General features: G+C 59.2%; 9 protein-coding genes and 1 tRNA gene. 1 reads left to right on the top strand and 9 read right to left on the bottom strand.

Translation table 11 applies throughout. The features are described 5' to 3' along the window. Nucleotides 1–12: 12 nt before the first annotated feature. The 6 genes from ACVDG9_RS06785 to chvE form a co-directional block, all read right to left on the bottom strand. The gene (locus ACVDG9_RS06785) at nucleotides 13–936 is read right to left on the bottom strand and encodes a Gfo/Idh/MocA family protein (RefSeq protein WP_447237594.1); all 924 of its coding nucleotides are present in this window, start codon (nucleotides 934–936) and stop codon (nucleotides 13–15) included. Then, nucleotides 936–2678: an L-arabinonate dehydratase gene (araD, locus tag ACVDG9_RS06780; protein WP_296602277.1), complete on the bottom strand. Its 1743-nt coding sequence runs from the start codon at nucleotides 2676–2678 to the stop codon at nucleotides 936–938. The genes ACVDG9_RS06785 and araD overlap by 1 nt, the downstream gene beginning before the upstream one ends. Nucleotides 2679–2681: 3 nt before the next feature. Then, nucleotides 2682–3677, bottom strand: coding sequence for an AraD1 family protein (gene araD1, locus ACVDG9_RS06775; RefSeq protein ID WP_447237593.1), 996 nt, complete (start codon nucleotides 3675–3677; stop codon nucleotides 2682–2684). Nucleotides 3678–3681: 4 nt separating this feature from the next. Then, the gene (gene mmsB / locus ACVDG9_RS06770) at nucleotides 3682–4926 is read right to left on the bottom strand and encodes a multiple monosaccharide ABC transporter permease (RefSeq protein ID WP_022999983.1); all 1245 of its coding nucleotides are present in this window, start codon (nucleotides 4924–4926) and stop codon (nucleotides 3682–3684) included. Nucleotides 4927–4937: 11 nt separating this feature from the next. Continuing rightward, entirely contained in the window at nucleotides 4938–6452 is a 1515-nt protein-coding gene (mmsA, locus tag ACVDG9_RS06765; RefSeq protein ID WP_022999982.1) for a multiple monosaccharide ABC transporter ATP-binding protein, read from the bottom strand. A gap of 249 nt (nucleotides 6453–6701) precedes the next feature. Next, nucleotides 6702–7781, bottom strand: coding sequence for a multiple monosaccharide ABC transporter substrate-binding protein (chvE, locus tag ACVDG9_RS06760; protein ID WP_022999981.1), 1080 nt, complete (start codon nucleotides 7779–7781; stop codon nucleotides 6702–6704). Nucleotides 7782–7937: 156 nt separating this feature from the next. Here chvE and ACVDG9_RS06755 point away from each other — a divergent pair, with 156 nt between their 5' ends. Continuing rightward, the gene (locus ACVDG9_RS06755; protein WP_035908189.1) at nucleotides 7938–8894 is read left to right on the top strand and encodes a LysR substrate-binding domain-containing protein; all 957 of its coding nucleotides are present in this window, start codon (nucleotides 7938–7940) and stop codon (nucleotides 8892–8894) included. A gap of 63 nt (nucleotides 8895–8957) precedes the next feature. Here ACVDG9_RS06755 and ACVDG9_RS06750 read toward each other — a convergent pair. The 3 genes from ACVDG9_RS06750 to yacG all read right to left on the bottom strand — a co-directional run bounded on the left by ACVDG9_RS06750 (nucleotide 8958) and on the right by yacG (nucleotide 11698). Continuing rightward, nucleotides 8958–9033 (bottom strand) — tRNA-Phe (locus ACVDG9_RS06750). Between the two features lie 378 nt (nucleotides 9034–9411). Continuing rightward, nucleotides 9412–11007 (bottom strand): bifunctional metallophosphatase/5'-nucleotidase, encoded by a 1596-nt coding sequence (locus tag ACVDG9_RS06745; RefSeq protein WP_022999905.1) that lies wholly within the window; start codon nucleotides 11005–11007, stop codon nucleotides 9412–9414. Between the two features lie 487 nt (nucleotides 11008–11494). Then, nucleotides 11495–11698: a DNA gyrase inhibitor YacG gene (gene yacG / locus ACVDG9_RS06740; RefSeq protein ID WP_031268946.1), complete on the bottom strand. Its 204-nt coding sequence runs from the start codon at nucleotides 11696–11698 to the stop codon at nucleotides 11495–11497. Nucleotides 11699–11707: the final 9 nt, after the last annotated feature.

The raw sequence follows: 11707 nt of genomic DNA, 5'->3' as shown, positions 1-11707 counted from the left end.
TTTGAAGATGGATCAGAATTCGAACGGATCAGTGATGACGCGCCGCCCAAGAGAAAAGGCGTCGCACACATGGATCATCGGCGAGAGATCGACGTCGCTCGTGCCCGATTTCACCAGATCCGCCATACGGACGTAGAGGTTGGCATATTCATGGTTCGCCCCCTGTATAACGGGCTCACCGTCGATTTCCAGCTTCTCACCGCCAAGTGACAGCTTTGCGGCGCCCCGGTCGGTTTCAACGTCGATGTCCCATGTCTGGGGCCCTTCCTGACGCCAGTCGAAATCGGCGGACATTTCCGCGCCAACCGGATCTGCGAAGGTCAGCCCGGCGGCAATCGGCGTTGCCCGGTTCTCCGGAAACTCCAGCGTCGCACCGGTGAGGTGAACCGGATAAGGAAGAACCTCGGTCAGGATCGAGAGCGCATTGATACCTGGATCGAAGACCCCCATGCCACCCGGCTCCCAGATCCATTCCTGGCCGGGATGCCAACGGCGAACGTCTTCCTTCCAGGTGATCTTGAGCCGTTTCAACGTGCGTTCGGCAAGGAATGCCTTCAGCGTCGGTACGCTATCGGCGTAGCGGGAGTGCCAGGTGGCGAACAACGTCACCCCGTGTTCCCTTGCAAGTGCCTCCAGCGCATAGCATTCGGCAAGGCTCTGACCCGGCGGCTTTTCCAGCATCACATGCTTGCCGGCCTTCAAGGCCTTGGCCGCATACTCGAACCGAGGTTGCGGTGGAATGGCGAGCGAGACCGTGGTGATGTCCGGCCGCTTTTCCAGAAGCTCGTCGATCGTCTGGAAATGATCGATCCCGTCAACGCCGGCGTGACGGCTGACCGCCGCCTCCAGCTGCCAGTCCGGATTACCGGCAATTGCCGGAATGTGCTGATCGCGGGCAATCTTGCCGATGCCCACCAGCGCCAGTTTTTCTGCCATCAATGTGAATCCTTCGGCACGGCGGAACCGCGGCAGCCTTTCAGGAAGTCGAAATCGGCGCCGGTGTCGGCACCCTGAACGTGGTCATGGAACAGGCGGGCGTAGCCGCTGTCCGGAACATGGTGCGACGGCTTCCAAGCTGCAAGCCGTGCGGACAATTCCTGTTCGGAAATGTCGAGATGGATTGTCCGGTTCGCAACATCCAGTTCGATCATGTCGCCGTCTTTCACAACAGCCAAAGGACCTCCGGCAGCAGCCTCCGGAGAGGTGTGCAGGACAACGGTGCCATAAGCCGTGCCGGACATGCGCGCATCCGAAATGCGGACCATGTCGGTAATGCCTTTCTTCAGCACCTTGGGCGGCAAGCCCATGTTGCCGACTTCCGACATGCCCGGGTACCCCTTGGGGCCGCAATTTTTCAGCACCATGACGCAGGTCTCGTCGATGTCGAGGGCGTCGTCGTTGATCTTGGCCTTGTAGTCGTCGATATCCTCGAAGACCACTGCCCTGCCCTTGTGCTGCATCAGATGCGGCGACGCGGCAGACGGTTTCAGGACAGCGCCATTGGGTGCAAGGTTGCCCTTCAGAACCGCGATACCACCCTGGCTGGTCAGCGCCTTTTCCGCCGGCAGGATGACATCCTCGTTCCAGTTCTTCACGTCCCTGACCTGGTCCCACATGGTCTCGCCGGAAACGGTGATCGCATCCTTGTTGAGCATGCCTGCCTCACCGAGGCGCTTGATCACCACCGGCAGACCACCTGCATAGAAGAACTCTTCCATCAGGTATTTGCCGGACGGCATCAAGTTGACGATGGTCGGGATGTCCCGGCCTGCCTTGTCCCAATCATCGAGCGAGAGGTCTATGCCGACACGGCCGGCGATGGCCAGCAGATGGATGACAGCATTCGTAGACCCGCCGATGGCACCATTGGTGCGGATGGCGTTCTCGAAGGCTTCGCGGGTCAGGATGTCGGACGGTTTCAGATCGTCCTTCACCATCTGTACGATCCGCCGGCCGGAGAGATGCGCGATCACCCGGCGGCGGCTGTCGACAGCCGGGATCGCCGCATTGCCGGACAGCGCCATGCCGAGTGCCTCGGCCATAGAGGCCATGGTGGATGCCGTGCCCATGGTGTTGCAACTGCCTGGGGACCGGCTCATGGCGGCCTCGGCTTCCAGAAACTCCTCCTGGGTCATTTCCCCAGCCTTCACCGCCTCGGAGAATTTCCAGAGGTGCGTGCCGGACCCGACCCGTTCGCCCTGGAACCAGCCATTCAGCATCGGGCCGCCTGTGACGACAATTGCCGGAATATCGACAGAGGCTGCGCCCATCAGCAGAGAGGGCGTGGTCTTGTCGCAGCCAACCAGCAAGACGACGCCATCCAGGGGCGTGCCCCGGATCGCTTCTTCCACATCCATGCTGGCAAGATTGCGGAACATCATTGCCGTTGGACGCAGCGTGCTTTCGCCGGTCGAGAACACGGGAAACTCCACCGGAAAGCCGCCGGCCTCGTAGATCCCGTGTTTGACGCGCTCCGCCAGATCGCGCAGATGCGCGTTGCAGGGCGTGAGCTGGGACCAGGTGTTGCAGATGCCAATAACCGGGCGACCATCGAAGAGGTCGTCCGGCAGACCCTGGTTCTTCATCCAGCTGCGGTGATAGATGTGGTCACGGCTGGTGCCGCCGAACCATTCGGTCGACCGCAGTTTGCGCGGCCATTTCGCCGGTTTGAATGCCATGATCTAAAGAACCTTCACTTGAGCCGCCCCGGCTTCCGCAGCCTTGAAAGCCAAGCGGTTTTTCAGGGGAACGCCGAATCCCGGCGCAGAAATCTCGACCTCGTCCCCTTCCCGGCAGCCAATGCCATCGGCGAAGGAAAGCGTTGCCGTGCCGAACATGTGCACGTGCAGATCGCCCGGCTGGCGGAAAACGTCGTACTTGAAATGATGGTGTTCCAGGTTCGCCAGCGTGTGGGACATGTTGCCTTCACCCGACAGGAATGGCTTTTCCCAAAGCACTGCGCCGTCACGATAGATCCGGCTGGTGCCTTCAACCTTCTCCGGAAGCGGACCGACCATCAGTTCCGGACCAAAGGAGGCCGGACGCAGTTTGGAATGTGCCAGGTACAGATAGTTCTGGCGTTCCATCACGTGATCGGAGAACTCGTTGGCGAGCGCGAAGCCGACACGGAACGGCGTTCCGTCTTCGGCAATAACATATACCCCGGCAATCTCCGGTTCCTCGCCGCCATCCTCGCAGAAACCGGGACTGACAAGATCACCGCCCGGCGCAACCGCGCAGGATCCGTTGCCCTTGTAGAACCATTCCGGCTGGACGCCGACATGGCCCGGCAGCGGCCGACCGCCTTCAAGGCCAAGCTGGAACATCTTCATGCTGTCCGTGACGTTGGCATCGTCGTTCTTCGCCTTGGCGTGCATGGCATCACGAGTTGCCGCGGACCCCAGGTGCGTCAGCCCCGTGCCGGTCAGATGCATATGGGCTGCGTCCGGGTGGTCGATCGGCAGCAGCAACCGGCCTTCCGAGGCCAGCTGTTCCAGGTCGACCGCCGCACCGAGTTCATGTCCTCGGATGCATTCGGTCAGGCTCTGGCCTTTTGCGATGGCTTCCTGAACCAGCTCGTAGGTGGAGGCAACTCCCTTCAGGACAGAAGCTTCGCTGCCATTGCGGACGACCACGGCACGTTTGCCGGCATCATCCAGGATCTGGGAAATCAGCATAGCGTTACCCCTGCTTGTTCTTGTTGTAGACGTCGAAAATTACGGCTGCGAGCAGCACGAGGCCCTTGATCATCTGCTGGTAGTCGATACCGATGCCCATGATCGACATGCCGTTGTTCAGCACGCCCATGAGGAAGGCTCCGACAACCGCGCCAATGATGGTGCCGACCCCGCCGGACATGGACGCCCCGCCGATGAAGACGGCCGCGATCACGTCCAGTTCCAATGCGAAGCCGGCCTTGGGCGTTGCGGTGTTGAGACGTGCAGCGAATACGAGACCCGCTGCTGCAGCCAGAACGCCCATGTTGGTGAAGGCCAGGAAGGTCAGTCGTTCGGTCTTGATACCGGACAGTTTGGCAGCCTTCTGGTTGCCGCCGAGTGCGTAGATCCGGCGGCCAACCGTCGTCGTTTCGGTGATGAAGGCATAGATGATCGTCAGGACGCCCATGGTGATGAGCACATTCGGCAGGCCGCGAAACAGGGACAGCTTGAACATCACGAAAACCAGAGCGGCAGCAATGATCACGTTGCGGGCGATGAAGAAGCTCGTCGGCTCATCCTCGATACCGTAGGCCTTGTTCTGTGCCCGCTGGCGCATGCCGATCCAGACCACAAGGGCTGCGGCCACGACACCGGTTGCGAGCGCAAGAACATTGACCTTGCGGGCACCGAAGAGATCCGCCAGTGCTTCCCCCATGCCGGCCGGAAACATGTCTGGCACGAAACCGGTGGCAATGATCTGGAATTCCTTCGGGAACGGCCCAACCGATTGACCTTCGAGAAGCCAGAGCGACAGACCGCGGAAGACCAGCATACCTGCCAGCGTCACGATGAAGGACGGTATTTTCCAATAGGCGACCCAATACCCCTGGGCCGCGCCGATCAGCCCGCCGATGGCCAGGCAGACGATCATTGTGATGTACGGCGATTGACCGTAGTTGACGATCATGACCGCGGCGAGCGCCCCGATGAAGCCCATCACCGAGCCGACCGAAAGGTCGATGTTGCCCGAGACGATGACGATCAGCATGCCGAGCGCCATGATGATGATGTAGGAGTTCTGCAGCAGCAGATTGGTGATGTTTACTGCACGCAGCAGCGTGCCGTCGGTAACCACCTCGAAGAAGGCCATCACCGCAATCAGCGCGAACAGCAGTCCGTATTGCCGCAAATGCGAGGAGATATACTCGCCGATGCCCTTGGTCTTCACGACCGGCGTCGCATTGGTGTCGCTATCAGCCAGTTCCATGGGTTTTTCTCTCACTCGTTGACAATGAGCGACATGATGCGCTCCTGGCTCGCATCGCCGGCGGCAAGTTCACCGACGAGAGCCCCTTCGTTCATGACGTAGACCCGGTCGCACATGCCGAGCAGTTCCGGCATTTCCGACGAGATCATGACCACGCCTTTGCCCTGCGCGGCGAGGTCGTTGATGATGGTGTAGATTTCATATTTGGCGCCGACGTCGATGCCGCGGGTTGGCTCGTCCAGGATCAGCACTTCCGGCGCGGTGAACAGCCATTTGGCCAGCACCACCTTCTGCTGATTGCCTCCGGAAAGGTTGACCGTTTTCTGGAACACCGACGGCGTACGGATCGCCAGCGCTTCCCGGTATCTCTCGGCAACGCGGGTTTCCTCGTTGCGCTTGAGGATGGGCCCGGAAGAAACGCCGTTCAGGTTGGCGAGCGTCGTGTTGAACCGGATCGTCTCGTCCAGAACCAGCCCGAGGGCCTTGCGGTCTTCAGTGACGTAGGAGATGCCGGCTGCAATTGCCCGGTCCACGGTGCTGACATCAATCGGCTGGCCCTTGAGCTTCACCGATCCGCTGATGTTACGGCCATAGGACCGGCCGAAGATGGACATGGCCAGTTCGGTCCGGCCCGATCCCATCAGCCCGGCAATGCCGACGACCTCGCCAGCCCGGACATTGAAGGAAGCGTTCTTGATCACGCGCCGTTCGGAATGTTCGGGATGCCAGACGGACCAGTCCGTGACTTCCATCAGAACATCGCCCGGGGTTCGGCTGTGCTCCGGGAACCGGTGTGTCATGTCCCGGCCGACCATGTCGCGAACGATATCGTCCTCGCTCAAGCCTGCCTTGGCGTCGAGGTTCGAGACGGTCATGCCGTCACGGATCACCGTAACGCTGTCCGCGACATATCGGACTTCGTTGAGCTTGTGCGAGATGATGATGCTGGTGACGCCCTGCGCCTTGAGTTCCAGCATGAGATCAAGCAGCTTGCGGCTGTCGTTTTCCTGCAGCGCCGCGGTGGGCTCGTCCAGGATCAAGAGCTTGACGTCCTTCGACAGGGCCTTGGCGATTTCGACAAGCTGTTGCTTGCCGACGCCGATGGAGTCGACCTTGGTCGTCGGGGCCTCCGAAAGACCGACCTTGGCGAGCAGTTCTTCTGTCCGCTGGTTGGTTTTCCGCCAGTCGATCACGCCCTTGCTGGCGCATTCGTTGCCCAGGAAGATGTTTTCGGCAATCGAAAGCTGCGGCACCAGGGCAAGTTCCTGGTGAATGATGATGATGCCCTGCTTTTCACTGTCCGATATGCCGGAGAACCGGGCCGGTTCGCCTTCAAAAACAATCTCGCCGTCATATTGACCGTGCGGATAGACGCCGGACAGAACCTTCATCAGTGTGGATTTGCCTGCGCCATTCTCGCCGACGACGGCGTGAATTTCGCCCTTCTGGACATCCAGATTGACCCGGTCCAGCGCCTTCACGCCGGGAAAGGTCTTGCTGATGTTCTGCATGGAAAGGAGTGCCATCGACCCCGTTCTCCGAATTCCGAGGAAAGACCCGCCCACCGAGCCGGACAATCAGGGTCCGGGTCCATTCCGCTCTCCCAGGACTGCGAGGAAGAGCGGAATTGCCGTGTCGATGGGTGGTAAGTGCTGCCGGATCAACGGAAGATCAATCGGATGGGATCGATCCTCCTGAAGCTGATCACGTCCAAAGTGGCGGAGCATCCGGTGTGCGCTCGGTTGAACGCAGGATGCTCCGGGGTGTTGTCGTTCTTATTTGACCTGGTCTGCAGTGTAGTAACCGCTTCCGATCAGGATCTCTTCCCAGTTGCTGGCGTCGACGGAAACCGGCTCCAGCAGGTAGGACGGAACAACCTTCACACCGTTGTCGTAGGTGGTGGTGTCGTTGATTTCCGGCTCGCCGCCACCCAGCAGGGCATCAACCATGCCGACAGTGACGCGGGCAAGTTCACGGGTATCCTTGAAAACGGTCGAGTACTGCTCGCCGGCCAGGATCGACTTCACGGACGGGACTTCGGCGTCCTGACCGGTCACGATCGGCATCTTCAGATCGCCGGAACCGTAGCCGACACCCTTGAGCGAGGACAGGATGCCGATGGACAGGCCGTCATACGGGCTGAGAGCGCCGTGCAGCTGCTTGTCGGTGTAGTGAGCGGACAACAGGTTATCCATGCGAGACTGCGCAACTGCACCGTCCCAACGCAGCGTGCCGACGGTATCCATGCCCATCTGGCCGGACTGGATGACGATCGTGCCATCGTCGATCAGCGGCTGCAGAACGGACATCGCACCGTCGTAGAAGAAGTAGGCGTTGTTATCGTCCGGAGAACCGCCAAAGAGTTCAACATTGTAGGGGCCGTCTCCGAACCGCTCTTTCAAGCCGTTCACGAGAGACGTTGCCTGCTGCACACCGACCTTGAAGTTGTCGAAAGTCGCGTAATAGTCGACGTCGCCGCTGTCACGGATCAAGCGGTCGTAGGCGATAACCTTGATGCCGGATGCTGCTGCATTTTCAAGAGCGTTGGAAAGCGTGGTGCCGTCGATGGCGGCGATCACCAGAACGTCCACACCCTTGGTGATCATGTTCTCGATCTGGGCGAGCTGGTTCGGAATATCGTCTTCTGCGTATTGCAGGTCTGCTTCATAGCCGGCTTCGGTGAACTGCTCGACCATGGAATTGCCGTCGGAGATCCAGCGTGCCGAAGATTTCGTCGGCATGGCGATGCCGATGGAGCCTTTGTCCTGGGCCATTGCCGCGCCGGTCAGCGCCACGCCGGACATAAGGGTTGCTGCTGCCGCTACCGCGACAAGCGCCTTGGAAACAAATTTCATATCGTCCTCCCGGACCGGATCCCAGCCGGCCCAATTCAGTCACAGGCATTCACGGGTTGATGCCGGGGAGTACAAAATGGAAAAGTTACATGACGGTCAAATTATTATTCATTATCATTACATACCTTAATTGATATGAAATAACGGAAATCGGCCATGAGCTTGGACTTGCTGCGGCGGGGAATGAAAATCTCCCACTTGCGATTGCTCGCGGAGCTTGCAAAACACACTCGGCTCACCGACGCAGCAAGCGCTCTCGGCATGTCGCAACCGGCCGCTTCGCGTCTGATCTCCGAGGTTGAGCGTGTGGCGGAAGCCGACATTTACGTACGATCGGGCCGAGGAATCGAGTTGACCGACATCGGCCACAAACTGGCCGAACGCTGTGTGCGCATCCTGCAGGAGTTTGCCGATGCGGGGCGCGATATCGAACAGCACAAGTCCGGCCAGAGCGGGCACGTCAGCATCGGGTCGGTGACGGGCCCTGCAATCGAATATGTCCTGCCCGCGATACGTCACGTGCGCCTCAGCTACCCGGATATTTCCATTTCGGTGGAAGTCGGTCCCAGTCTCGATCTGGCACCGATGCTGGAGGACGGGCGGCTCGACTTTTCCCTCAGCCGCGTGCCGGTGGATGAAGATCCGGACCTGTTCGAGGAACGCCCTCTCCTGCGCGAACCTGCCTGCCTGGTCGCCCGGACGGATCATCCGCTGACCCGCCTCGCAGCACCTGTGCCTGCAGAAGCCCTATTGGGTTTTGACTGGGTGCTTCCTCCTGTTGGCGCCCCGATCCGCACCACGACGGAACAGGCATTGCGCGACAAGGGGCTTGGACTGCCCACCAAGGTGCTGACGACGTCTTCGTTTCTGTTCACGGTTACGACTGTGCAGCGTACCAACGCGATTGCCGCTGTCGCCCAATCGGTTGCCTCAAGCTTTGCTGAAAATGCAGATGGAAGCCCGGGCACGATCACGGCCCTTGAAAGCGATCTCACCTTGTCGGTTGAGACCTATTCCTTCCTGACCCGAAAAGGCCAGGTTCTGACGCCTGTCGCCCGGATCGTGGCACGCGAAGTCCTGCGGGCAATCACGGGCGAAACGATACTTGCGTGATTGCACGTCGCAAGCCGAAGTGATGCAACGTCTTGAAAAACTTGACAAACTGTAGAGGGAGAGTGGTGCCCAGAGCCGGAATCGAACCAGCGACACGCGGATTTTCAATCCGCTGCTCTACCAACTGAGCTATCTGGGCGTGCCTTGCAAGTGGTCCGGGGCGAGCCCCGTTCGCTGAAAGCCCGGTCCTTATAGAGGCTCCCTGAAACCTTGTCCAGCACCCCGGCAAAGTTTTTTGCCGAACGGCCTCACCTCACCTGTTGAAAACTTTCAGCCCCACTAACCTTCTGAAAAACAATATCTTTCCCGAGCCTGACCAAAATCGTTTCGTACTGTGTCACATATATCTCGGCTTCTGTCGCAACAAGGCACGTGGTCGGAGGCTCTCTGGCCCACAGTCAAGTCATCACCTCTATCCTGCGGTACGCACCCGATCTCCCCCAAATACTGACGTGCAAACGAAAGAAGCGCGCCACGAATGGCGCGCTTCTGACAGTCATCAACGATCCTGTCGATCTTATTTCACGGTGATCCGGTCGTCCGTGTAGGCTGAGTAACCGTTCTTGCCTGCAAGATAATCGGAAACCACATCGGCCAGGTCCGGGCCGAAGTCGTAGGCGTTCATGCCGTTGGTCGCGAAGATCTTGTAGCCGTCGCCGCCACCGCGCATGTAGTTGTTGGACACCACGCCGTAGACCTTTTCCGGATCCAGCGGGACGTAGCTGTCGCCTTCCATCACCATGACATCGGAGATCCGCTCCCCGGCGGGCTTGGTCTTGTCGAAGGAATACTTAAGACCGGCCACTTGCGGGAAACGGCCCGCGCCCTCTTCCACCTGGCTGACACCGTTTTCAAGAGCCGCGATCACATCGGACCCCTTCAGTTCGAAAGTGGACAGCGTGTTCTGGAACGGCAGCACCGTCAGGACTTCGCCCTTGGTGATCTCGCCGGCGTCGATGGAGGCACGCAGACCACCGCCGTTCTGGATGGCGATCTGGACACCCTGGCCCTTGACGCGATCAAGCATGGCATCTGCGACCAGGATCCCCATTTCGCAAGCCTGGGCACGACAGACTTCCCGGTCGGCGCCGATGGGAGCATCGGCCTGGGCAACGACTTCCTTGCGGATTTCGTCGAGCGGTTCGGCGAGTTCCTTGATGCGGGAAACAAGTTCCGGATTTTCGACGATGGTGTTGTCGATAATGATCGGCTCACCGGCAGCTTCCGTGATGACGCCATTGTCGTCAAAGGTCACGTTCAGCTCGCCCAGGAACTTGCCGTAGGCGTAGGCCTGAACGACGGCGGTCGGCGTTCCATCCGGACCGTCGATCATGGTCGGATACGGGCCTTCGGCATCGTCCGACGTGTTGGACAAATAAGTGTTGGAGTGGCCGCCGACAATCACGTCGATGCCAGGTGCCTTGGCAGCAACTTCCTTGTCGACGTTATAGCCGGAGTGGCTGAGGACGATGATCTTGTTGACGCCTTCGGCAGCAAGTTTCTCCGCTTCGCGGGTTACGGCTGCAACCGGATCGGTGAAGGAAATATTCGCGCCGGGGCTGGCAAGTTCATCGGTGTCTTCCGGCGTCAGGCCGATCAGGCCGATCTTCTCACCGCCGCGTTCGATGACGATCGAAGGCTTCAGCACATCGGCAAGCTGAGGCTCCTTCGACACATCCGCGTTGGACATCAGAACCGGAAACTCCACCGCATCCATGAAGCCGCGCAGGACTTCAGGTCCATCATCAAATTCATGGTTGCCGACGGTCATTCCGTCGTAGCCGAGCTTGTTCATGAACTCGGCGGCAGCCTTGCCCTTGTAATAGGTATAGAACAGCGTGCCCTGGAACTGGTCACCACCGTCGACGAGGATCGTGTTGTTGCTGGCCGCGCGGCGATCCTTGATGATCGTGTCGAGGCGCGCCGTGCCACCGAAGCATTTGCCTTCTGCATTATCCTCTTCACCGCAGGTCGAATCGTACTTGTTGATCGGCTCGATACGGCTGTGGAAGTCGTTGGTATGCAAGATCGTCAGCGAATAATCGGCATAGGCTGCCGTCGACAGTGCCGTGGTCACGGACAGCACTGCGGCGCTCAGAAAACGTTTTTTCATCGGACCCTCGCCCTTGGATAGGTTGGTTATGCCGTATCAGGAACGAGACGCCTGACGCCGGCTTCCCGGTGTTCTTAAAAACCCCGTACGCCCCTCAACAAAAGGCATCAACCCTACCGGACAAAACCGGAATTCAGGGCGTCAGGATCGCCGGTATAAAAAGATCTTGGTGCAGTTTTATGACAGCTGCAAGTGTTTGGCGGCATGAAACTGAAAAAAATTTTGCTGGATAAATATTTTTGCAGCGCTGCCTAAAAATAGCTCAATCCCGCCAACTCTGCCGAGCCAAGTTCCGTGGCAGCCGGCTGAACAGGCAAATGGCAAGCCTTCCCGAAAACTCCGGTGACGGGCGGTTTTCAGGGTCTTTTGAGAAGATTATCGGGAAAGGAGCACTGAGGCGCCGAGTTCTGCCTGGAATACCGGCAAGGCCTTCGCGCCTGCTTCGCCGGCAAACGAACCGACGGATCACATGGCGCACCAGGACGTGTCAGGAGCGGTCTTCGTCCGGGAAATTGCTCTCGTCGATATCGTCGGTTTCTACCACGGGTATAGTGTACCCCTCGGAGAACCAGCGGTTCAGATCAATCTTGGCGCAGCGATCCGAGCAGAACGGATAATCGTCCGGCGTCGACAATTTCGAGCAGATTGGACAGGGGCGCATGCGCCGTTCGGGTTTCTGGCTTTCGGCCATTTCACTCTC

The organism is Roseibium sp. RP-7, from assembly GCF_053005225.1.
The sequence above is the reverse complement of the archived record's forward strand: the minus strand, read 5'-3'. Positions and strand labels throughout refer to the sequence as shown.